The organism is Brevibacillus parabrevis, from assembly GCF_003710905.1.
Lineage (GTDB): Bacteria > Bacillota > Bacilli > Brevibacillales > Brevibacillaceae > Brevibacillus > Brevibacillus parabrevis.
On the sequence record NZ_RHHV01000007.1, the window covers coordinates 138,945 to 159,899 of the forward strand.

The following is a 20,955-nucleotide window of genomic DNA, read 5'->3' on the forward strand; positions in this document are numbered from 1 at the left end:
AGAGGAGGAGCAGACATGAATGCGACTGATCTTTTGATTCTGAATTTCGAGGAAGTCAGACGCCGCAGCATCAAGGTGTGGAGGGCGATCCCGGAAGACAAGCTGGATTGGAAGCCCGACAACAAAGCGTTTACTTGCGGGGAAATGATCCGGCACGTCATCGAGGGCGAGTTTTTGTACCATCAGATTTTGATTCAAAGAGGCAGCTCCGCTCTGTCTGCTCTGCCGAATCCGTATGACACCAAGCCGTTCACCTCGATTGAGGAAGAGTTGGCTTTTGCTAAGCCGTATCGGGACGAGTTTCTCGCCTTTGTCAAAGAGTTGGACAAAAGCGACCTGGAGAGCATCCGCATCGACCGTTCCGATGTCGGGTACGTCAGGACATTGGGCGACATGCTGCTCCGGATTGCGTACCATGAATCGGTTCATACCGGGCAGTTGCTCGATTACATGAGGACGATGGGAATCGAACGTCCGAACATTTGGGATTGAGTAGAACGGAAGAAGCTTGGGGGAATAATGCAAAAGAGCCAGCGTTCTCTGCATCGGGTGGAGACGCTGGCTCTTTTGCGTTTTTTGCGCACGGCTTTTCAGCTATACATGGTGGATGGCGTAGTTGGGAACGCTCAGGCAGAAAGGCAGCAAGAAAGCATTACGTAACCAACGAAGTATGAGAGTGGTATACTTTTCGAGTTGTGGCTATCGTTCAAAGCACGGTTCTTTTCCAGAGAATCGCGCTTCTTTTTATGCGGAATTTTGCAATAAATACAGGGGCATTTAACCCCGTTCGATCAAGAAAAGTCAAGGAAAAAAATGATTGGAAATAACTTGAACTGAAATGAATTGTATGAGATACTTGTACTAACAAAGAGAACAAACGTTCCTGTCTATCTTTTAGGGGAAGCAAACTATCTTATTTCCAAAAATGGAATCAGGCAAGGAGTGAGAGTATGCAAAAACAAGCGATAGGCCGTATCGGCTGCATAGGCGAGAGTTCTCATTGCCGAGTGCGCAGAGGACGGTCAGGAGAGTGCAAAGCGGTACTCACGAGCCAGTTCCCTGTGCTCTCCCCGAAGAAGAATCTCGTTTTGGCAGGCGAATGGACAAGCACGAAGCTCAGCCGAGGAAGCACGATCAGAGAGCGCCTATTGATTCAAAGTAAGGATGGGCAGCGATGATGTCGATGGATTATGTCCAGGTGCTCGCTGTGGTCGTTTGTTTTCTCGTGTTGGTAGTGACATTCAAGCATGTCGATTTGCAGATTCGCATCAACAACATTTTGGATGTGCAGTTGAAGGCGAACAAGGAGAAAGAGAAGGAGGCAGAACCGAGTGAGAAAAAAATCGATCCTCCTGCCCATGAAAAGCAGCATCCGCAAGAATAGTTGAGGAGTCGGCGCTGTCCTTTGTTTCCATATCATTCCATGGGGGAAGGGGATTTTTGCAGAGATGATACAGGCAGCATTGATCGTTGCTTGCGCCCTGTTGGTCGGAGTGATCATCGGGCAGAGCATTTTAGCAGAAAAGGTACGAAAAAGATAGATAGCAGCAAAACGAAACGATGTATCTCTACAGCTTTTACGAGAGAACGAGGGGGAAAGAGAATGACGACGACAACTTTGATCAGTAAAGACATGTTGATGGAAGCGGTGTGCGAAGGTTGCCCGGCGACGTGCTGGGGGAAGCGGACGCATTGCCAGGTCCATGACCAGCATATCGGCAAAATTGAATCGTGCCCGGAGTGGGACAGATATTTGCAGCAGCAGCAAGCAAAGCCAGCACGGCCGATTCAGAAAGAGGCGAGTAAACAACGGGAAGTCCGCTTTGATTTGCACGAGTTGGCTCCAGCCCTCTCTGTTTTGCAAAAGACGGAAGAAGAAATTCGCGATTACAGCTACATGCAAATCGAGATTGTTCGCATTCAGCGCTATTTGCGGGAAGCCGGGGAAGGCATGGTCAGCCAGTACGGATTGGATTCGGCCATGCCAAAAGGCCAAGGCTCCCACAGCGACAAAACACACGCGGAAGTCGTTCGCCGGGAACGGAAACAGAAGCGGCTGCAAAATTTGCAGGACAAAATCGAGCGGATCAACAGAGCGGTAGAAACGATTCGCAGCGAACAGGAGCGCCTGATTGTGGAAGCGCTGCTGGATGGGGAGAAAAACAATTTGATCGCCAAAGCGATCGGGGTGTCCCGCCAACGCTACTACGAGATTAAGCGGAGTGCTGTGCTGAAAATGGCGTGGGCGATGTACGGGGATGAAATGCAGCAGACGGGATGAAAAAGCGAAAAGTGAATACGCAGAAGATGCGAGAAGCTCGATTTTGGCGCGACATGCCAGGATCGGGCTTTTTTTCTGGAGCTGGAATGAAGTAGCTGGAATCGTTGAAAGAGCTGGAACGATCTTCGAGCGGCTTTTTCCAAAAGGGCGGGCGAATCACTGGCTAACAAGGCTGACAAGAGCTGACACTCCCTGACACTTACGTGAAAAATCCATTTTGATCCGCGCAAAAGGTTATAATGGACTCAAGCGAATCAAGTAAGAGACACAAGAAGCCATCTGGTCAATTGCCAGGTGGCTTTTCCTGTTCGCTAATCCGACGAAGGAGGGAGCTGGCATGTGACAAACAGCAGGCAAGCAGTGCAACCAAGGGAGCCATTCCTGTAATGAAGTTGAAAGAAAAAAAGCGCCCCCTGTATGCGGGGTCTTGGAATGGGACACATTCACTGCCCTAAATGGGGAGGATACTCTACAGGAAGTATAGGCAGAAACAGAATCAACGGATTACACGAAGAATGGGCGAAAAAACAGAGGAAAACATTACTTTATAGTGGGAGTGTTGTGAATATGTCTAAAGGAATGCGTGGGATTCATCTTTATACAGGAAAAGGTTATGGAACGGTAACAACAAAGATGCTAAATGAATTTGATGGTACCAACATTCATGATTACGTAGTACACCTGGGAAACATGGATAAAGTGTTTTTTGATTATCGAAAGGGCAAGTCAGACCGTAATGCTGTAATTGATCAAATGATTGATGATCTTGCTGATTTTTTACCTGAATACAAAGCATCAGAAATAAACTATAAAGACTTGTATATTTCGTTGCCAGCTCTCAGTAATGATATTACTACAATTAAAAATGTTGATGATTTCTATGACGACTATCGATCCTATATGCGAAAAGTTGAAAAAACATGCATCGATATTTTAGGTGAAGATGGATGGAAGTTCCGGATAGAAGGTTTTTATTTCCGAACAGAAACGATTTTCCCAATTGATCAGAAAATTAGCAGTACGTCCCCGACCTCGAACAAAATGGTTAAATTGTTGAATGATATTGCTTACAGAGTACGCAAGACACATAAAAAAGAGTTTATGTGGGCGCCATACTATGGGTTTGGAACGTATGCAGAGAATATCATTCATAATCTAGGGGTAATTGCAAACAGGACAGACATTTTTGATATCATTTGCATCCAGCCACAATACTATTTTCAGGGCGATCCTTACCGAGTTAACGTTGATAAAGTCTTTGATAGTGCCGATAGTCAAAAGGTTTATGATTTGGATGGAGATGTTGTTGGCGGTGGAAGAAAGACTTCGGCCACAGCATTAATTGGGGTAACCATGGAAGGTGATGATAATTATCGTAAGAGCCGATCTGACAGGTTCGATTACTATGTGGATACATTCTCCGGCATTGTCAAAGAGGCTCCAATCGTCTTCTATGCAGGTTCGACTCATAACCTGTTAAATAATAACCCACTTTTTGATGCGATCAACAATTTTTACGAAGTGTAGTTTCATAAATAACAAGGCAAAAAGCGAAGTGAGATTCACTTCGCTTTTTGCAGATCGATCTCTACATGTTGTTCTTTTACTTTAAAGATTTCACCTTTGGGGTCGGAGACTTGGTCGAAAAAATAGACGAACGTAACGATTAGTTCATTCTTTTCATCAAATTCCTCTTCTTTAATGGGTAAGCCTGTTGATGAACTCACATACGCGATTTGATAAATACCACTTTTCGGCTCAATAATGGTTTTCATCTTTTTAACTTGCTGCCCATTTAAAGTCTCAACACCTAGCTGTGTCCAAATATCCTTGTCTTGATACCGGTCAATTGTTTCTCTAAACAGCGATTTTTGGTTAGGGTATTGATACACCTTGGATTTTAGAGTGATTTTCCCCGGTTCTTTTACGAGTTTGTCGTCTCGGAAAAAACCATTTTGTGGGTTAAACCATTCTTCAGTAATTGCAATTGAGGATATACCTTTATGTTCAGTTCTTATCGATTTTACATGTTCGATCATTGATTGGGACTGAACTTTTTGAATGGGTACAGGAGTATTCGCAGAAACTGACGGAGCAATAATTCCTGAAAATCCAATTGAAATGGCCAAGGCCACTGAAGTGAGAAGCGAAGTTTTTACCACGGCTATTACCTCCCCTAAGTTAATTTCCCGCATACTGGTTAGACGTTCCAACTGGGGAATGGTTTCGTTTATCATGGGGTTATAAAGAACTGTGGATGAAATTGATCCTAAATAATCATAAAACGATGCTGCCATTACGTATCGAAATATTGAGATTTAGGGCGAATTTCCCTAATTTTCCCAGTAAAACAGAACCTTTTCGTTTTTCTCAAAAATCTGTGAGCAAATACCCACTTATTTTACCTGGCAGGCAGGGAAGGTTATACGACAGAACCATTACTTGGGGAGAAGATAGGGCAGCAGTTGAAACAAGCAGCTTGAAAGTTGCAATACGGGACAAAGAAAAAATAGTGTATGGAAGTTCAGTTTACCAACAAAAAGTGGGACATCGGTCATACAGAGGACGTTCAACAGGCGCTCATTGAAGGAAGATTCGAAAGAGGAGTCGCAAAGGGGTTAAAACTTTCTTCCGCTTGACTACAAGCATGTAAAGTACAGCCCTGCAACGTTGCGAAATAAACGCGTATTTGCTTGGAAGGGGGAGGTGGGAGGATGGAGGATCGCGAGTTGTCCGTTCTTTCCGAACTGATCGGGGAAGCTTATCCGCAGCTGGCAACGGTCGTCAACGTCGACGACTGGATGGCTCAGCGTTTTTCCGCACCGGCCGCGTTTTTGCTGACGCAAGGCATCGGGGAGACGGGCAGGAGCCATGCTTCCTATCAAGTGCAGTCAGAGGCGTGGATCGTGCTGCATTATCCGAAAACAGCTGGCGTGTACCAGAGGCTGTCGGACGAGCCGCTGCGCCAGCTTTTGCGCAAGTCGCAGTACAGCTATCGCGGTACGGCGTCGGATTTGTCCATCGACATCGACAGCTCGACATTGCGAATCTGGCGGGATAAGCGGGATCGCACGGAAATTGCGTTTCGGTTTACGTACGTCGTCACGGTGCCGAAAGCGGCGGAAGCGACCATCAACGAATTTGAGATTGAGGAGGGACGTTCCTAGTGGCAAAAAAAGAGCAGCAACCTGATGTTGTGAAAACAAAACAGGAGTGGATTTTGAGCGCCGCCTATCTGGAAGCCGAACGGTTCGAGGTAGCAGGCGCTCTTTTTATGGCGGCAGACAACGAGCAGCTGTCGGAAGGGCAAGTAAAAAATCGATTGACCAAATACAAAGGCGGGGTGTAAGCATGACAATTCAACGTGAACGGCCGGGCGTAACGGTCGAACTGATCGCAAAGGCAAAAGAACGAGTAGTACCAAAGAGCGGTGTTGTTCTGGTTCCGTACCAGGCAGAGTGGGGAGCGCCGGATGAACTGGTGAAGCTGGGCAGCTACGAGGAGCGCATGGCGCAAACGTTTGGCAAAGCGGATACGGTCGAACTTGCGGCAGAAGGCGGGGCAACCGTCCTGGCGTATCGCATGACGAACGGAACAGCGGCGAAGGCAGCTTACGAGCAGGCGAATGCCGTGCGGATCGAGGCGCTTTATCCGGGCTTGCTGGGCAACGAATTGCGCGTCGTCATCGTCGCTTCTACTTCCGAGCCGGGCAAAAAGGAGCTGCAAGTAAAAGGGCCGCTGCAAACCGAGAAGTTTTCGTTTGCGGATGCAGATGAGCTGGTGGCGAAAACAAGCCAGTCGCTTTACGTGCGCGTGAAAAAGCTGGGCGATGCGGCGATTGCCGTAGCTTCCGAAGCGAATTTGACAGGCGGCACCAGCGGGACAGCGGCACTCTCGGCAGCGGATTCCAGCAAGCTGTTCATGGCTGTTTCCGGTGCGGATTTTGACGCCATGTACTTGCCGTTCGACGATGCTTCCGTGCAGGCAGCGGCCAAGCAGTTTATGAGCGATCGCCGCAAGCTGGGCAAAAAGCTGAGCACGCTGGTCATTGGCGGCAAGGCTGCGGACGATGAAAACATGGAGAAGCATGTGGAGCGCTCTGTCGCGCAAAATGCCCGTTATGTCGTCAATTGCGCCATCGCTGGCCAGCACAACAATGGAAACACATATGGCAGCCTGCAGTGGGCGGCATGGGTAGCGGGCATGATCGCGGCGACGCCTGCGCACGAATCGTTGACGGCGGTTGTCGTGCCGCTGAAAAAAGCGCTGAAAGACTGGGGCCACACCGACATTTTGCAAGCGCTCAGCTCGGGAACCTTGGTCGCCACCCGTGACGGCGAGGTGTACATCATCGAGAGCGCCGTGAACACGTTGGCTGTTTTGGGTGCACACGAGCGGGAAGATTACGGCAAAATCCGCGTCAGCATGACGCTCGACCAGATCGTCAACGACATCAATGCAGTCGGCAAAAAGTACAAAGGCAAGCTGGGCAACAACGACCTGGGCGGTGCGGTGTTTGTGTCTGCGGTCAACACTTATTTGACCGTGCGCGAGCAGCAAGGCGCGATTGAGACAGGCTGGACGTTTACAGACAAAAAGAACGGAAACGGCGATCGCCGCGGCTTCCTGCTGTCGGCCAAGCCATTGGATGCGATCGAATACTTTGACATTGACTGGGAGGTGCTGTAATTGGCTATTGCACGCGATATCAAACTGAAAAATTGCCAAGTTTACGATGAAAATGGAGATCCGATCTACGGAACACTGGAGGGCAAAATGGTCCTCAAGGTCGAGTACGGCGACACCAACCGTCTGCAAAAAGGGAAAATCCAGACGGTCAATGACTGGCATGTAGAGGTCACGCTGAAAATTACGGCTACCAACGCCGCTTTGAAATACTACTGCGTCGAGCAATTGACCCAGGGCAAAACGCCTGTGCTGCCGTTTTTGATTGGAGAGACGCTGGACAAGGAAGCGGGCAACTCCGAGCGCGTCCGCATTTCCAACATCGTGTTGAATCCGGAAGAAATCACGCTGTGGGAAGCGAAGGCAGACGGCAACGATCACGCTACCTACGACCTGAAAGGGATGTCCATCGACAAGCCGGACTACCTGGATGAATTGCCAGCTTACATCGAATAGGAGGAAGAGACATGAGCAAACTGCAAAAATATTTGGCAAAAGCGAATGAACAAGCGCCGCGCAAAGAGGTGGTTGTCGTCATCGACGGCGACGAGTGGAAAGTACGCCAACTGAACCTGTCCGAGCTGCGCGAATGCGAGCGCATGGCAGACAAGGGAGAAAAAACGGACTGGTTCCTCTATAACGATGCCCGAATCGTCAAGGCGACCGAGCATGAGTTTCCGTGGAACCAGGAAGAGCTGAAAAAGGCGTACAAGGCCGGAACGAAGTACGAGCTGGTGGAGAAAATTTTCCGCGACAATCCTGAGGGATACAGCAAGCTGCTCCAGGCAGTGCGCGATGTAAACGCAGGCCAGTCGGAAGAAGAGGCCATTGAAGAAGCAAAAAACTGATCCGATCTGACGGAGAGGCTTGGCACATGTGCCGCGCTTTTTTAAGAGGCCGGGGCCGTCCGTCGGATCTGTTGGAGTACGATGTGGACGCGTACAAGCAAAAGCTGTTCGTGATGGCTTGTCAGATGGTCGAGCTGGAGGATGAGGAAAGAGCCGGGTGAAGGGGCTCGGCTTTTTCCGATCTGAAAAGCTTCAGATGGCAGCTTGGGGACAGGGGGTGAAAACATGGCAGCGGATGCTGCGAGACTAAAAGAAATGCGCAAGGAAATGAAGGTGCTGAGCAAGGAAGCAGGATTGCTGTCCAGGGAACTGGGACGAACCAGTAAGGGGATACAGCAGATGGTCAAAGAGTTTTCCGCAAGCTTTGACCAGATGAAGAAGGACATGCAAAACGTCCAGAACAGCATGAAAGAATTGAACCAGGTAGAAGTGAAGCCAAAGGTGGATCTCAGAGAGGTTATTGGCAAATTCGACGAGTTCAAAACGGAGCTTGCTGGTGTTGGCGCTTTTTTGACAGGGCTTGCGATTGGTACGACGCTGGATGACGTCAAGGCTGATGCTAGAGCTGCGGCTAAAGAGCGATCGTATTATGTAGCGAGAGGGAAGAGCGAAGAGGAAACAAAGCGATTTGAAGAGTCGGCAAATAAACTGACAATGCTCAATCCTGACTTGAAACCTGACCAGGCGAGGGCTCTTGTGGCTCAAACGGAAAACTCCAATCCAAATATGGCGGCGGAAGTAGCGAGACTTGGTGTCACTACGCGATTTGCTTCCGATGATATTTTGAAAATGATGGAGACGATGGGCGCTACAACAGGCGTGAATAGCGCATCCCGATTGGGAAATGCCCTCCAGTATATGAACAATACAGGAGAAGGAAATGTTAGTACGAAGCTGGTCGACTCCATCGCGGAATTTAACGCAGACAATGGAAAGCTGTTAAAGACGCCGGAAAAACTGGCGGCTGTGGTCGGAGAAATCGGCAAGCTCTCCAATGACGACCGGAAATTTAGTTCCGTGCTGGACAAATCGCGGGATTTCAGCGGAGAAAAAGAATTTGTACAACTCTTGCAAACTCAATACCAAGGGCAAGGCGAAACGGCTGGAGAGGCCAAGAAAAAGGCAGAGACAGAAGCGAAAGCAATCAATGACGGTTTGTCTTCGTTGGATAACGAAGAGCAGCGGATCGCGATGGGGAAATTAATTCTTTCAGTTGCTGCTATGGCAGACAAAGCGGCACAGAAAAAAGTGATGACGAGTCTGGGCGGTGGCCCTGGTTCGGAAATCGAGAAGTCAATCAAAATCGCCTCCGGTGAGAGCAATCCGCATGTAAGCAATGAAGTCGACAAGTCGTATGCTGCGGCTACAAAAGCGGACCCGTTCTTCGCCGGCATGCAAGAGCAAGCAGCTGCAAGAAATGAGGCAATGGCGGCTATTGGGAAAATTACCAATGATTTGTCGGTTATCACGTCTTGGACTGCCAAATTAGTGGCGGGGGTAGCCGGTTGGTTCAATAGCTTGTCTGATGGAGCCAGACAAGTAACCGTCTACACGGTTACTGCGCTTGTAGCACTGACCAGCGGGACGAGCATGCTCGTGAAATTCTGGGATAAAACCAAAGATTTCGCAGTTTCAACTAAAGACTGGGTTAGTGGATTGTTTGGAAAAAAAGACGCCAATACTGCGGAACAGAGTGAAGCGGCGACAGACGCGCTCGCAGGTGGTAAAGGAAAAGGCGAGTGCTGCTGTTGTGCAGACGGTGCAGGGGGTGGCAAAGACACTAACGCTGACGGGGCTAATCCTCGAAAGCGGAAGCAGAAAAGGAGGAGGCCTGGTAGCGGAAATGCAGCGTCGGCAAATGCTGGCGGAAACAGACCGAATCCCCAGGCAGCTCCGCCTGACACTGCCAGACCTACTCCGCAGGCAGCTCCACCCGACACTCCCAGTCCGAATCCCCCTGATACAGGCAGTGGCGGCAAAGGCTCATGGAAAAAAATAGCGAAAGCTGGTCTAAGGAAATTGCCGTTTATTGGAGGGCTTCTCGGTCTAGCGACGATAGCCGGATCGGAAAACAAGGTGGATACGGCTATGCAGGTAGGGGCAGAGGCGCTCGGTAACTGGGGTGGCATGGCATCAGGGGCAGCAACGGGTGCGATGATTGGCTCCATTGTTCCGGGAATCGGAACAGCAATTGGCGGAGCGGTAGGTGGCTTGATAGGTGGTTTTGGAGGATCGATGCTTGGCAGCGCAGTTTTTGAGAAGGCCAAGGAGTGGTGGAACAAACCAAGCGGCCCAACTGAACCGCAGCTGTCCCAGATCTCCACAGCAACACCAGCTGGTCAGGTGGTTCCCCCTCTCTCTCCGGGAGTAGCGTCTGCCTCCCAACCACAGAGCGTCTCCTTGACGATCCCACAACTGACAATTTCTTTGCATGCGGACGGTGTGCTGCAAGATATTCCGACGATGCTGAAAATGCTCAATGATCCAACTGTCAGCCAAAGAATCAGAGCGATCATCGAGAGGGCACTGTTGGACGCGCTGGAGACAAGAGGAGGAGTGGTGACATGATTCGCATGCAAGGCAAATACACACTGACATTCCCGGTCACTCCAGCCGAAATCCAATTTCGCGGCTACGGTAACGATGTCGAAGGCACCACGTCGATCACGTTGCTCGCCGCCAATCGCATCTCGGCCAGACGTCCGAAATCGATCAGTTTCGATTTCTTTTTGCCGGGAGACATTACAGCTCCTTACATCGAGGTCAAAGGCTACCAAGGTCCGAGACCGTGGCTTGCCGGATTGGAGCGGTTGACAGGATCAGAGGTGCTGCTGACGATCGACGAGTTGAATCTCGCCTGGAATGTGCTGATCGGGCCGTGCGATGGCAAGTTTCAGGGGAAAAACGTCGATTTTCACGGCTCGATTGAGCTGCCGCTGTTTGTAAAAGACGAATTTATTACCTGGAGCAACCAGACGCAGCTTCTCTCCCCTGGCGCCGTCATCTCGCGGCAGCAGCCGGCTCGTCCCAATACGAGCGGCAAGGTAGCGAAAAAGACGAAGAAGCAGAAGGCGATCACTCAGTCTGCTGGCAGCAGCCGGGCGGAGGACATGCGCATGCGGATTCAAAAAAAGCTGGAAGACGCACACGGATTTTAACGGAGATGATGAGATGAAAGTCATATATGGGAAGGAACAGACTCGATATGACCTTTCCCCGGCTGTCACAGAGCTGTCCTGGTCATCGTCCCGCGGGCAAATCGCCGGGCAGTTGAGTGTGCAAATCAAGGAAGCCCCGCCCCTGCAAGCGGCGGGCTTTTTGATGCTCTTTTCCGGCGATCAGCTAAAAGAAGCGCAGCAAATCTTCCACGGTCCGCTTGTCCGCCTCGATCGCGACGATCGGACTGGGGATTTGTCCGCGACAGCTTACGAGCTTGGCTGGTATTTGCAAAAAAACGAAGTCTCCCGCATCAAGCTGGACGGCGATGCCGGAACGGAGCTGGCGCGAGTCATCAAGGCGGCGGGCGTGAACATAAGCTGCCCGCCTTTTGGCTTCACGACCAAAGAGCGCATTGCTCCCCAATCATATACGGCTCTGTTCACATCGCTGACCGAGCAAGCGTACGAGAAAACAGGCGCCCGCTATTTCGTGCAGTACCAGCGCGACAAGCTGACCGTTTTGCCGGAGGGGGCAAACCCGATCATTCCGCTGTTCAAGGCAAGCTTGCTTTCGACAAGCTCCACAGGCGAGAGCATCGAGGATGTGTACACGGTGGTGACAGCAGAGCGCTATCAGGACGACAAGGTGGCGAGCAGTGCGACGAAAGCGAACGAGAGCCTCGTCAAGCAAATTGGCCGCATGCAAAAGGTCATCGACGCCGGGGAGGACAAAAATGTTGCCGCTTTGGCAGCGAAGCAGCTTGCCGAGCTGTCCAAAATCCCGCTGACCAGGTCGATCTCGGTCCGTCATGAGGACGAGCAGGCGGCAAGGCTTCGCGCAGGCTGGCTGATCAAGATCATGGAAAAGAACAATCAGACCATTACCGATTGGATCGTCACCAGTTGCAACGCTCACTGGAAAGGCGGGCAATACACAATGGATCTGCAACTGGAAAGGAGGACGTAATCATGCAATCCGTCATTGCAAAGCTCAGGGGATATACACAGGACGGGCTGGTGAACACCCGAGGGGAGTTCGGACAGCTTTTGTCGCTCACGCCGTTGTCCGTCAAGCTCGACGAAGATCCAACGCCTTTGGAGCCGGATGAAATTGTCATTTTGCGCTCTGCGGAGTTGCGCCAGGAGGACGTAGGGAAAAAGGTTGCCCTGCTTTCCTGCACAAACGATCAATACCTCCTGCTCGGGGTGGTGGAATGATGTTTCCCCAGTTGACGGGCACGGAAGACATTTTGACGGCGCAAACGGACGAGCCGATTCCCTGGACGTATCAGTTCGATTGGGAGACGAAGCAGTTGAAGCAAGGGCCAGATGGCCGCTATTTGCGCACGAGAACATATGCAGAATACTTGCAGGAGACGGTGCACAAAATTCTTCACACCCGCCGCTTTCGCTACGCGATTTACTCGGAGCGGTACGGAGTGGACTTTTTGGCGGAAAAAGGCCGGATGCGCTCCGGTTTGTCATTGCCGACGATCAAGGCGCAGACCGAGGAAGCGCTGGAGGCACACAGCGAGATTGAGCGCGCTGTCGTGCAGGACATTCGCTTTGCGGGCGGCCGGGTCATTTTGCAACTGGAGATAGAAGGAACAAGAGGCACAACCCGATTGGAGGTGGATGCATGGCAACGATAGACAAACCTGAAATGCCGATTTTGCGGGAGACGCCCGACCAGATTTACCAGCGGATCGCGAACCGGATGGCTGTGCTCGCGCAGAAGCGCGGGGAGACGCCGCCGGCTACGGGGGAGGGGGAAATCCACTACGATTTGGCCTACCCGATTGCCGAAGAGCTTAGCGAGCAGCAGCAGCTTTTGGAGTACGGCTTTTTGCAAGCCTTTCTTCCTTGGGCAGACGGTGAATATTTGGACGCGTCAGGCGTCTTTTTCGGCCTCCCTCGCAATGAGGGAGAAAGCGACGATGCCTATCGCAAACGTTTGCTGGATCGGGCGCGCTCCGAAGAAGGCGACGGCCGCCGCCAGGACTATGAGCGCTGGGCGCGAAACGTTGACGGCGTAGGCGGAGCAGTCGCTGTAGAGAAGGCGCGGCACGATCTGTCGATTGATGTGTACATCACGGATGCGAGCGGTCAGCCCGCCACGGAAGAGCTGGCGAATACTGTGCGTACCAAGCTGGAAGACAAAAGGCGGGCTTTGCACGAACTGCGGGTGCTGCCAGCCAAGGTTTATCCCGTTTCGATTGCAGTGAAGCTGGCGCTGCGCCCCGATGCCGAGCAGGCGAAGATCGAGGAACAGATTGCTGCCCAAGTGAAAACGTATTTGAAAGGGCGTTCGCAGATCGTGTACCAGCAGATCGGGGCGCTCTTTTTCGTGGACGGGGTCGTCGACTTTGCGGATTACACGCTGAACGGCCAGGAAGCCAATCTAACCGTGCCTGCTGACTCTGTCGCTTCGCTCGCTTTGGCGGTGACGACATGATTCCAGAACGCTACAGGCAAATGTTGCCGCCGCAATGGTACGAGAACAAGGTAGCGGAGTATCATTTCGAAGGCGCAGCAACTGCAGTCGATGCTTTTCATGCGGAGCGGGAAGACGTTTTGCGGCAGTTCCATCCGTGGTCAGCGACCTGGGGGCTGGATGTTTGGGATTGGATTTACTTTGGTCAAAAGCAGCTGCTGGGTGTTGAGGAGCGGCGGAAGAATATACGGCAGAAGCATTGGGCGTACCTTGGCTTTACTCCAGGTGTATTGCGGGCGATTGGCTACAGTTCGTCAGCATTCAAGCAGGTACGAATGGTCGAGGATTTTGAAAAGAAAGTGATCCGGTACGTTTACCCGGTCGAGGACCGTTTCGATACCAAAAATGCGGTACAGGCCGTCGAGAAAATCCGGCCTGTTCATTGCAACGGGGTTGCGTTCGAGCCTGTGTCGCTGGAGAGAGTTGAACTTCGGGACGTGCTGGTTGTTGGAATTAAAGAGTACCACAAGGTCAGTGAGTTTCGTGTAGGGATGACCCCAATCAAACGATACGAGGAGGTGGTCAGATGATTACGCACAGTTATCTACAGACTATACGAAACGACCTGTTGGCGCGGATAACGGGAGGCGATATCCTGCTGAATAACACTGTTTCCGTCCCAATCCATGCTGCATCTATTTCGCAGCATCCGACTGCGGGTGTTCATGATGCAATTGCCTTAGAGGTGTCGACGCAGAACGTCACCAGCGTTTCGGTTATCACTAATGCAAAAATCCGAACGAGTACAGGGGTAGTCGTCGCAGAAAAGACGGCCACTATTGAAATGAACGGTGCGCAATTCGTGAACCTGACTTTCGTTGTCGATGTGAGAGGAGGGGCGTAAGATGTCATACAATGCCAAAATGGACTGGAAACAAGATGACCCAGTAACGGAAGTGGACATAAACCGTTGGGAACAAGGTATCGCGGATGCTCATGCTGCTATTGCAGTGCTCACCGCTGATGTATCGAACCTGAAAACTCGCGTGAACGTTATCGAGAGCACGTTGCCAGAAAATTTCTTGCATAACCACTTCAAGGATGATCTTTCTACGATTATCGGGATCAAGGTGATTCGGGGTTATTACAACAAGGCGCAAAGTAGGTTGGAGGTATAGCGGAGTGCAAACGAAGGATGCAAAAACAGTCGCTCAACCGAACGACTTTTGGAAAGGGGGAGGAACATGGCAATAAAGTCGATGTCTTATCCAGAGAGTACCTCTCAATCACAAACTCAGGTACTAACATTACCAAATCTCAAGAAGATAAATACAGTTACTGTAAATACAGGTACAGTTTCCTATTCGTTAACTGGCAATACCTTAACCTTTACTCTCAAAAATGGTGCAGTTTCGAGAACGGTTCAGACTGGTGGATCGGTCTCGCACTCAACGTATAAGACAGATTCTCGAACGTCTGTTGGCGATAGCGCGACGGGCTGCTCTGGTGCATACGGGAACGCACTGGCGGCATTACCCGGCGCAATCTATTACAATGATGGTACGTATTCCGGTACTCTTTCAAGGATCAGTACTAGCAACGGCAGCTGCACGAAAATGTTAGACTCTTGGTTCGCGGAAGTAACCGCTACATACGGTGGAACGGTATCGTCGGCGGATACTAGAACTTACGCATACTACTATCAATATAATGTCACAGTTGACTATGTGGATAATAGTCTCCCTTCCATCACATTGGCGCAGCCAACTGACAACCTTGCTTTGACCGAAGGCAGCACATACAAGTTGGAAGGCAGCGTGTCTGATGCAGACGCTGGACAACCCCTCTCAGTCAAGTATTCCATCGGCGGCGGACCGACGCAGAGTATCACACTCGGAACATCTGACGGAACAACAGCGAAGACATTCAGCAAAACGTTGACATACTCACAGGGGCGTTTCTGGGACGGGACGGCTGACGTTTCTGGCCTGTTACCAGCAGAAGTGTCCTCCATACAAGTGTGGGTGAACGATGGCAGCGATGACTCAGCAAAAGTGACTCGAAACTTCACCGCAGTGCAAGAGGATGGCAAGCTGTATGTTCCAGTCAATGTGGTCAGTAAGGCTCATCTTGTTTCTCAAATGGCTCAGCCTGTTCGTTTGAACAATGGGTGGCTAGTGGGGGCCGTTTATGATTTTACAGGAAAAACCATTTATTTATACAAGTCAACCAATAACGGAAAAGCATGGGCGCAATTGTGCTACGTGAGTAACGGAAGTAGTGACTTGACCTACTTCTCGATCGCATCAAAGGATAGTGTAGTGTGTATTGCATTTTCGACAGGAACCGCAGATATCAACCTTATCGCAATCGACGCAATCTACGCAACGAACACGAATCTATGGGGATTGAACGCAAGTTGGGTTCTGTATAAAGGTGCAATCGACTCGGGACAAACCGCATTTAATGGCATTGACCTAATAGTCAACTCTCACGGTTCCGAACTTTGGTGGGCAGCCAGCACGAAAAACTCAACACTCCCAAACAGTTTCAACATTCGCACTGGTTTCCTTGTATTTTTGTCGAACGGGACGCTTGATCCGTCGCCTGGTTCAGCTAGTCAGTTGACGTACTATGATGCTTCAGGTACAAACATCACCAGTCCATGTGTAGCGTATGTATTAGAAAATCCTGCGATCATTAGCGTATGGTCAAGTGCCCCAAACAACTACGGAATTTACATTAACTTTTATCTCGGTTTCGCCTGGGACCCATCCAATGACGGACGTGGAGTGATGATTTACGACGGCGGGGGCTACCCTCAAGCAAGTCCTCAAGCAATTACCACACCAAACGACAAACTGCATGTTGTTTGGCACGGTACAGATTCCGATAATACGGTTAGCCCTTACATTCGATACAGCAACTCAACAGACGCCATAACCTGGCCCGCCGCGCCGAGAAAGCTGGTAAAAGGACAGAACGCTAGCATCACGTCTGACAAAAACGGAAAGCTATCGATAACCTACGAAGACGGCGGCTATATCAAGCGGATCGAGTCAACGGACGAGTTCGTCACATATCAAGGTCCGTTTTTGGTCGGCGCAGGAACCAAGCCAGCGACGTTTTATGACCAGTCGTTCCAGACTGACTTCTCGGTGCCGCCAACGCTTTATCAAGCGGCCGGAGCAGTAAAATACTACGGCGTCCTAAACCCGAACAAGAAGCCTGTCGTCACGCTGACTACGCCTGACAACCAGACGCTGACCGAAAACGCTACACTTTCTGTAGCTGGTAGCGCACTGGATCAGGACGTAGACAACGCAGTCACCATCAAATACCGCATCAACGGCGGCACCATCCGAAACATCGCATCTGGAGTTTCAGACGGCAGCACGCCTCTTTCTTTTGCTCGCGATCTGAGGTACAGCGGCAAAAGGATGTGGGACGGCGCGGTCGATGTCGCTGGCGTCGATCTGGCGGAGAACACCGATCACACGCTGGCAGTCTGGGCCGAAGACGACAAAGGCGGCAAAAGCGCGGAAGTCACGCGCAAGTTCCGCGTGGTCTGGAACCGTCCGCCTACGATCAGCGGTCAAAACAGCGACCTTGGAACGCTTACGGAGCGGCCGACAGTCACATATTCAGCCGCAGACCCGGAAGGCAACTCCTTCACCTTCACCGAGTACCTAAACGGCCAGCAAGTCAGGTCATTCGCCGGGACAGATGGTCAGCAGAACACCTTCGAGCTGACACATGATGCATGGATCAAGCTTGATCTCGACGTACAGCACCAGTTGAAGATCGTCGCTACGGACAGCGCAGGCATTTCATCCGAGCGCGTCTACACTTTTACCCGCACCGAGACACATCTGGAGTTCATGCTGGACTACAACAACCCGGATGTCGCTGCCTTCTTCACAGTAGATGGCATGCCGGAGCGAATCCTGTTCACGCTGGAGCGATACTTGCCGCCCGACTCTGAGATCGAGAGTTTGCTGGTCACAAATAACTATCTCGATGCTACGCCTACCTGGGAAGATGCTTGCAATGCCGTAATCGGTGGCCGCGGCTACATTTTCACAAACAAGACGAAGACAGCAGCCGACTGGGCTATTTGCGTATGGGTCACCCTTGCAAAAGGTTCTGCCACGCAGCGAGTCCACGTCTATGGATATGGGGGTGCTTTTGACTGATGAAGTTCAGCAATCAAGAGTCCATCACGGAAATTCGCAAAAAGCAGCAGGAAACGCCGGAACAAAAGATTGTCAGGCTGGAGGCGGAACTGGTCGCCGAAAAAAATGACAAGCTCACAATCATGGAGGCAACTGCTCAACTGTATGAGGAGTTGCTTCTATTGAAAGAGCAGATGGGAGGGACATCTTAGTGGCAGCAATTTACTACAGTTTGGTCAAGGCTGGCAGGCGGAAGATGGACCAAGTTCCCGCACATCTTCAAGAGGAAGTACAGGCGATGCTTGATGCTGAAAGCAGCACTGGTTAATCTGGGCATCCGGCTCATATCTTTTCGGGGCTAGGTAGCTCTGATCGTATTGGCCGCCGCACATACGACAGTGTGCCAACTGGTTTGAAGCTGGCAGTAAAAGAAGACCTGGAAGCTAACGGGCTGAGTACCGATGGAGCACCAGTAGCATAGCGCCTTTTCCCAAGCGAAGAGGGCGTTTTTCATGGGGAGCTACTGAGTGGCTCCTTTCCGTTAGCTTCAAATTTGTCTCAATGCATAACTTTAGTTAGAGGACCAGTTATACGCAATGAGCTTATAATCACATTTGCCCGTTGTAGGTTTTTTGCTTTTTATCCGTTGATGGAACGCCGTGTGCGATGAAAGTCGCTCGCGCGGTGTAGGCTCGAACGAAACCCCTCGTGGAGAGAAGGGGATAAGTCGAGAATAGCGATACCAGCCCGGCAGTTGGCACAATCACTGTTATGAATGCGAGTATTTTGCTGATTAGCTTCAATGAAGAATTATCAGAGGATACCTTATCCATTACTGATATTGATCAGCTCATTACCCACATTAACAGTCATACTGGAGCCAACTTAAAAAAACAAAATTGGAACCAGAGTATTGAATGGGATACAACCGATCCGGAAAAGCCCATTCTCAAGGTTTACATGCGTTATAATCCTGATACTTGGCATACCGGGTTTTTCTATCAAGTAAAGTTTGTTCCCGGGGCAGTAAAGGATAAACACGAGAACATAACGTATGAAACACCATTAAGTGGTCCATTTTAAAACGCCATCAACGGCCCTCGGGTAAAACCGAGGGTATTTTTTTATCACCAAGACCGAGAGCCAGCCCCGAGCCGATCGGGGCAATTTTTACTGCACCGAGGGGAGAGAGGAAGAAGAGCGAATGGACAACTTTATCAAAACAGGAATTGCTATCGGAGGCGCAGCAGCCTCGTTTCTTTTTGGCGGCTGGTCAGCATTGCTCAGTGTGCTACTCGCATTCGTCATTTTTGATTTTGTCACTGGCCTGATTGCAGCCGGAATGGAAGGAAAGTTAAAAAGCAAGGTCGGTATGATCGGCATTGCGCGGAAGTTGTTCATTTTTTGCATGGTCGCGATTGCCCATCTGATCGACATGTCGCTTGGTGACCAAAATTTCATCCGCGACGCGACGATCTTTTTTTACCTGGCAAATGAGCTGCTGTCCATCATCGAGAACGCGGGACGCATTGGCCTGCCCGTTCCGGAATTGATTAAGCGAGCAGTAGAGGTGCTAAAAGGGAGAGGGGAGGGCAAATAACATGCAAATCACGGAAATGCTGCTCACGAACCAAACGGCCAGACCAGGCACAAAGATTGTCCCGAAAGGACTGGTCATCCACTGGACAGCCAACGAGAAAAAAGGCGCCGATGCGGTGGCAAACCGGAACTACTTCAACAAGCCGACGACAGAAGCCAGCGCTCACTACATCGTGGACGACCGGCAAATTATCAGGTGTTTGCCTGAGACGGAAATGGGCTATCACGTGGGGGCGAAATCGTACAAGGCAGAGGCGCTGCAAAAGCTGAGCGCGTACCCGAACGATTGCACGATTGGCATCGAGATGTGTGTCAACGCGGACGGCAGCTTTACAAAAATGTACGAGCAGACCGTAGCTTTGACAGCAGAGCTTTTAAAACGTTATGGCTGGGCTGTGGATAAGTTGTGGCGGCATTACGACATTACCGGGAAAAACTGCCCGGCCTTTTTTGTCGATGAGCGCACGGCGCAAGCTTATTTTGGCAAAAATGCGCAAGCTGCCTGGGAAAGTTTTAAACAGGATGTCCACAGGTTGCTAACAGGTTTTCCACAAAAACCACAGGCGCCTGTTGATAACTGCGCTGTCGAGCTGACGCTGGCGACGACAGGCAAGCTGATTGCAGGAACTGCCTATGTCCCGGTCCGGCTGGTCGCGGAGGCAGCGGGAGCAACGGTCGGGTGGGAGCCGAGTACCAAAACGGTAACGGTGAACGGTCACGAACTGAATTGTCTCCATGAAAATGGAACCGCTTATGCTCCGGCAAGAGAGGTGGCTGCCCTGCTAGGAATGGAAGTGAGCTGGGACGCAGCGAGGAAAACGGTAGTGCTGCGAGGATAAGCCTGAGTAACAGAAGGCGAAAAATAAGCGGCGTTGGCAGCACGACCCAACAGAGCACAAAGGAGCTGCCCAAAAAGGCGAATTAGCTAACGTCAAGCAAGCGGAAACATTGATTCATCGACGCGTATGAAAGGAAAAAGGGCGTCGCTCAGCCGAAAATTCGACTTTTGGGACAGCCCCTTTTGCTATTGAATATGGTGCAAGCAAGTGTCAGCCGATCACAATGACGATGACGTCGCTGGCGGACAAAATCGCACTCGGCTTCGCTTCCCGCTGGTTGACGCGGATGCGGCCATCCTTGATCTTTTGCACGATTTGGCTGCGGCTCCAGCCATCCAGTCGACTGGCGAGCAGCTTGTCGAGGCGATACCGCGCATCTGCGCTTTCAATCGTGATGCGGACTTCCTGTACGCCTTGCTCTTTGTAATCGAGAACAGGGAGGACGGGCAAGGCGAGATTTTCTGCCATTGTCTCCTGCTCCGGTACTTCTACATGCTCCGTAAACGATTTGTATATGGCGAGCTTCTCGTTCCATGTGTGGTCCCGCTCGCATTTGTAGATGGCGAAACGATAAATGTTTTTGCCGTTGGCGTTGTGCCGGCGAATGCTGGTATCGAAAAAGGGTACGGTGCGTCCGCAGCTCCGGCAATACCGCAGCACGGGGAGAGTGCATGGCGTTTGAGTTAATACCCACGTATGTTCCATGACTAGCATGATCCTTCACCTCGTGAAAAAGGGTAAGGAACGTACCTGCTATTTGGATGTCTTGCAGACTGGCTTTTTTGAACGCAAAAAACGGAGATTCCCCATAGCGAATCTCCGTAAGAAGGACAGCCTACAGATTTCGTTACGTTCCTTTGTAATGGGAAAAAAGGGCAGACTGCACCTGGGCGAAAAAACGCGTTGTTTTTCCAGGAGCAAGGCTATCCAGTTTT

The 20,955-nt window shown here is 50.8% G+C and carries 28 protein-coding genes; 26 read left to right on the forward strand and 2 right to left on the reverse strand.

Annotation, left to right across the window (positions count from 1 at the left end; genetic code table 11):
- Window positions 1–15: 15 nt before the first annotated feature.
- The 5 genes from EDM60_RS09530 to EDM60_RS09550 all read left to right on the forward strand — a co-directional run bounded on the left by EDM60_RS09530 (window position 16) and on the right by EDM60_RS09550 (window position 3,808).
- Entirely contained in the window at window positions 16–492 is a 477-nt protein-coding gene (locus EDM60_RS09530) for a DinB family protein (RefSeq protein ID WP_122963770.1), read from the forward strand.
- 27 nt (window positions 493–519) lie between these two features.
- Entirely contained in the window at window positions 520–660 is a 141-nt protein-coding gene (locus EDM60_RS28515) for a hypothetical protein (protein ID WP_167470267.1), read from the forward strand.
- Between the two features lie 514 nt (window positions 661–1,174).
- Window positions 1,175–1,384, forward strand: coding sequence for a hypothetical protein (locus EDM60_RS09540; RefSeq protein ID WP_122963772.1), 210 nt, complete (start codon window positions 1,175–1,177; stop codon window positions 1,382–1,384).
- Between the two features lie 219 nt (window positions 1,385–1,603).
- On the forward strand, window positions 1,604–2,281 hold the full coding sequence (locus EDM60_RS09545; protein ID WP_229049757.1) for a hypothetical protein: 678 nt from the start codon (window positions 1,604–1,606) through the stop codon (window positions 2,279–2,281).
- A gap of 567 nt (window positions 2,282–2,848) precedes the next feature.
- Entirely contained in the window at window positions 2,849–3,808 is a 960-nt protein-coding gene (locus tag EDM60_RS09550; protein ID WP_167470268.1) for a DUF4855 domain-containing protein, read from the forward strand.
- A gap of 35 nt (window positions 3,809–3,843) precedes the next feature.
- Here EDM60_RS09550 and EDM60_RS09555 read toward each other — a convergent pair whose 3' ends face one another.
- A complete protein-coding gene (locus EDM60_RS09555; RefSeq protein ID WP_122963774.1) occupies window positions 3,844–4,443 on the reverse strand; it encodes a hypothetical protein in 600 nt (199 codons plus the stop codon).
- Between the two features lie 552 nt (window positions 4,444–4,995).
- Here EDM60_RS09555 and EDM60_RS09560 point away from each other — a divergent pair.
- The 21 genes from EDM60_RS09560 (at window position 4,996) to EDM60_RS09655 (ending at window position 20,020) form a co-directional block, all read left to right on the forward strand.
- Window positions 4,996–5,448 (forward strand): hypothetical protein, encoded by a 453-nt coding sequence (locus EDM60_RS09560; protein WP_122963775.1) that lies wholly within the window; start codon window positions 4,996–4,998, stop codon window positions 5,446–5,448.
- Window positions 5,448–5,630, forward strand: coding sequence for a hypothetical protein (locus EDM60_RS09565; RefSeq protein WP_122963776.1), 183 nt, complete (start codon window positions 5,448–5,450; stop codon window positions 5,628–5,630). Before EDM60_RS09560 ends, EDM60_RS09565 begins: the two co-directional genes overlap by 1 nt.
- 2 nt (window positions 5,631–5,632) lie before the next feature.
- A complete protein-coding gene (locus tag EDM60_RS09570) occupies window positions 5,633–6,970 on the forward strand; it encodes a phage tail sheath subtilisin-like domain-containing protein (protein ID WP_122963777.1) in 1,338 nt (445 codons plus the stop codon).
- On the forward strand, window positions 6,971–7,423 hold the full coding sequence (locus EDM60_RS09575; protein ID WP_063231751.1) for a hypothetical protein: 453 nt from the start codon (window positions 6,971–6,973) through the stop codon (window positions 7,421–7,423).
- An 11-nt stretch (window positions 7,424–7,434) separates the two neighbouring features.
- Window positions 7,435–7,815, forward strand: a complete 381-nt coding sequence (locus EDM60_RS09580) for a phage tail assembly chaperone (RefSeq protein ID WP_122963778.1) — start codon at window positions 7,435–7,437, stop codon at window positions 7,813–7,815.
- A 26-nt stretch (window positions 7,816–7,841) separates the two neighbouring features.
- Window positions 7,842–7,976, forward strand: a complete 135-nt coding sequence (locus tag EDM60_RS29385; protein ID WP_255679189.1) for a hypothetical protein — start codon at window positions 7,842–7,844, stop codon at window positions 7,974–7,976.
- A 64-nt stretch (window positions 7,977–8,040) separates the two neighbouring features.
- On the forward strand, window positions 8,041–10,383 hold the full coding sequence (locus tag EDM60_RS09585) for a hypothetical protein (RefSeq protein WP_122963779.1): 2,343 nt from the start codon (window positions 8,041–8,043) through the stop codon (window positions 10,381–10,383).
- Window positions 10,380–10,973, forward strand: a complete 594-nt coding sequence (locus tag EDM60_RS09590) for a hypothetical protein (protein ID WP_122963780.1) — start codon at window positions 10,380–10,382, stop codon at window positions 10,971–10,973. The genes EDM60_RS09585 and EDM60_RS09590 overlap by 4 nt, the downstream gene beginning before the upstream one ends.
- A gap of 13 nt (window positions 10,974–10,986) precedes the next feature.
- Window positions 10,987–11,940, forward strand: a complete 954-nt coding sequence (locus tag EDM60_RS09595) for an XkdQ/YqbQ family protein (RefSeq protein ID WP_122963781.1) — start codon at window positions 10,987–10,989, stop codon at window positions 11,938–11,940.
- 2 nt (window positions 11,941–11,942) lie between these two features.
- Window positions 11,943–12,191 (forward strand): hypothetical protein, encoded by a 249-nt coding sequence (locus EDM60_RS09600; protein WP_122963782.1) that lies wholly within the window; start codon window positions 11,943–11,945, stop codon window positions 12,189–12,191.
- Window positions 12,191–12,625, forward strand: coding sequence for a DUF2634 domain-containing protein (locus EDM60_RS09605; RefSeq protein ID WP_122963783.1), 435 nt, complete (start codon window positions 12,191–12,193; stop codon window positions 12,623–12,625). The genes EDM60_RS09600 and EDM60_RS09605 overlap by 1 nt, the downstream gene beginning before the upstream one ends.
- Window positions 12,613–13,428: a baseplate J/gp47 family protein gene (locus EDM60_RS09610; protein WP_122963784.1), complete on the forward strand. Its 816-nt coding sequence runs from the start codon at window positions 12,613–12,615 to the stop codon at window positions 13,426–13,428. The genes EDM60_RS09605 and EDM60_RS09610 overlap by 13 nt, the downstream gene beginning before the upstream one ends.
- Window positions 13,425–13,997: a DUF2313 domain-containing protein gene (locus tag EDM60_RS09615; RefSeq protein ID WP_122963785.1), complete on the forward strand. Its 573-nt coding sequence runs from the start codon at window positions 13,425–13,427 to the stop codon at window positions 13,995–13,997. Before EDM60_RS09610 ends, EDM60_RS09615 begins: the two co-directional genes overlap by 4 nt.
- Window positions 13,994–14,311: a hypothetical protein gene (locus EDM60_RS09620; protein ID WP_122963786.1), complete on the forward strand. Its 318-nt coding sequence runs from the start codon at window positions 13,994–13,996 to the stop codon at window positions 14,309–14,311. The genes EDM60_RS09615 and EDM60_RS09620 overlap by 4 nt, the downstream gene beginning before the upstream one ends.
- A gap of 1 nt (window position 14,312) precedes the next feature.
- Entirely contained in the window at window positions 14,313–14,585 is a 273-nt protein-coding gene (locus EDM60_RS09625; protein WP_122963787.1) for a hypothetical protein, read from the forward strand.
- A 1,614-nt stretch (window positions 14,586–16,199) separates the two neighbouring features.
- Window positions 16,200–17,603: a hypothetical protein gene (locus EDM60_RS29090; protein WP_167470269.1), complete on the forward strand. Its 1,404-nt coding sequence runs from the start codon at window positions 16,200–16,202 to the stop codon at window positions 17,601–17,603.
- Window positions 17,603–17,794 (forward strand): hypothetical protein, encoded by a 192-nt coding sequence (locus EDM60_RS09640; RefSeq protein WP_122963790.1) that lies wholly within the window; start codon window positions 17,603–17,605, stop codon window positions 17,792–17,794. The genes EDM60_RS29090 and EDM60_RS09640 overlap by 1 nt, the downstream gene beginning before the upstream one ends.
- On the forward strand, window positions 17,794–17,910 hold the full coding sequence (locus EDM60_RS29390; RefSeq protein WP_267901895.1) for a CD1375 family protein: 117 nt from the start codon (window positions 17,794–17,796) through the stop codon (window positions 17,908–17,910). The genes EDM60_RS09640 and EDM60_RS29390 overlap by 1 nt, the downstream gene beginning before the upstream one ends.
- A 443-nt stretch (window positions 17,911–18,353) precedes the next feature.
- On the forward strand, window positions 18,354–18,665 hold the full coding sequence (locus tag EDM60_RS09645; RefSeq protein WP_122963791.1) for a hypothetical protein: 312 nt from the start codon (window positions 18,354–18,356) through the stop codon (window positions 18,663–18,665).
- Between the two features lie 121 nt (window positions 18,666–18,786).
- Window positions 18,787–19,182 carry a phage holin family protein gene (locus EDM60_RS09650; protein WP_063226740.1) on the forward strand — a complete coding sequence of 132 codons (396 nt, stop codon included), beginning with the start codon at window positions 18,787–18,789 and terminating at the stop codon, window positions 19,180–19,182.
- A 1-nt stretch (window position 19,183) separates the two neighbouring features.
- On the forward strand, window positions 19,184–20,020 hold the full coding sequence (locus tag EDM60_RS09655; protein WP_122963792.1) for an N-acetylmuramoyl-L-alanine amidase: 837 nt from the start codon (window positions 19,184–19,186) through the stop codon (window positions 20,018–20,020).
- A 210-nt stretch (window positions 20,021–20,230) separates the two neighbouring features.
- On the opposite strand, the gene EDM60_RS09660 is transcribed toward EDM60_RS09655, so the two are convergent.
- Window positions 20,231–20,734, reverse strand: coding sequence for a S4 domain-containing protein (locus tag EDM60_RS09660; RefSeq protein WP_122963793.1), 504 nt, complete (start codon window positions 20,732–20,734; stop codon window positions 20,231–20,233).
- Window positions 20,735–20,955: the final 221 nt, after the last annotated feature.

Coding starts and splice junctions, on each gene's coding strand:
- EDM60_RS09615 (WP_122963785.1), top strand. CDS start 13,425: ATGATTCCAGAACGCTACAGGCAAATGTTGCCGCCGCAATGGTACGAG.
- EDM60_RS09620 (WP_122963786.1), top strand. CDS start 13,994: ATGATTACGCACAGTTATCTACAGACTATACGAAACGACCTGTTGGCG.
- EDM60_RS09625 (WP_122963787.1), top strand. CDS start 14,313: ATGTCATACAATGCCAAAATGGACTGGAAACAAGATGACCCAGTAACG.
- EDM60_RS09595 (WP_122963781.1), top strand. CDS start 10,987: ATGAAAGTCATATATGGGAAGGAACAGACTCGATATGACCTTTCCCCG.
- EDM60_RS09610 (WP_122963784.1), top strand. CDS start 12,613: ATGGCAACGATAGACAAACCTGAAATGCCGATTTTGCGGGAGACGCCC.
- EDM60_RS09570 (WP_122963777.1), top strand. CDS start 5,633: ATGACAATTCAACGTGAACGGCCGGGCGTAACGGTCGAACTGATCGCA.
- EDM60_RS09540 (WP_122963772.1), top strand. CDS start 1,175: ATGATGTCGATGGATTATGTCCAGGTGCTCGCTGTGGTCGTTTGTTTT.
- EDM60_RS09645 (WP_122963791.1), top strand. CDS start 18,354: ATGAATGCGAGTATTTTGCTGATTAGCTTCAATGAAGAATTATCAGAG.
- EDM60_RS09600 (WP_122963782.1), top strand. CDS start 11,943: ATGCAATCCGTCATTGCAAAGCTCAGGGGATATACACAGGACGGGCTG.
- EDM60_RS09640 (WP_122963790.1), top strand. CDS start 17,603: ATGAAGTTCAGCAATCAAGAGTCCATCACGGAAATTCGCAAAAAGCAG.
- EDM60_RS09550 (WP_167470268.1), top strand. CDS start 2,849: ATGTCTAAAGGAATGCGTGGGATTCATCTTTATACAGGAAAAGGTTAT.
- EDM60_RS09660 (WP_122963793.1), bottom strand. CDS start 20,734: ATGCTAGTCATGGAACATACGTGGGTATTAACTCAAACGCCATGCACT.
- EDM60_RS09580 (WP_122963778.1), top strand. CDS start 7,435: ATGAGCAAACTGCAAAAATATTTGGCAAAAGCGAATGAACAAGCGCCG.
- EDM60_RS09650 (WP_063226740.1), top strand. CDS start 18,787: ATGGACAACTTTATCAAAACAGGAATTGCTATCGGAGGCGCAGCAGCC.
- EDM60_RS28515 (WP_167470267.1), top strand. CDS start 520: ATGCAAAAGAGCCAGCGTTCTCTGCATCGGGTGGAGACGCTGGCTCTT.
- EDM60_RS09585 (WP_122963779.1), top strand. CDS start 8,041: ATGGCAGCGGATGCTGCGAGACTAAAAGAAATGCGCAAGGAAATGAAG.
- EDM60_RS09590 (WP_122963780.1), top strand. CDS start 10,380: ATGATTCGCATGCAAGGCAAATACACACTGACATTCCCGGTCACTCCA.
- EDM60_RS09560 (WP_122963775.1), top strand. CDS start 4,996: ATGGAGGATCGCGAGTTGTCCGTTCTTTCCGAACTGATCGGGGAAGCT.
- EDM60_RS09545 (WP_229049757.1), top strand. CDS start 1,604: ATGACGACGACAACTTTGATCAGTAAAGACATGTTGATGGAAGCGGTG.
- EDM60_RS09530 (WP_122963770.1), top strand. CDS start 16: ATGAATGCGACTGATCTTTTGATTCTGAATTTCGAGGAAGTCAGACGC.
- EDM60_RS29385 (WP_255679189.1), top strand. CDS start 7,842: ATGTGCCGCGCTTTTTTAAGAGGCCGGGGCCGTCCGTCGGATCTGTTG.
- EDM60_RS09605 (WP_122963783.1), top strand. CDS start 12,191: ATGTTTCCCCAGTTGACGGGCACGGAAGACATTTTGACGGCGCAAACG.
- EDM60_RS09655 (WP_122963792.1), top strand. CDS start 19,184: ATGCAAATCACGGAAATGCTGCTCACGAACCAAACGGCCAGACCAGGC.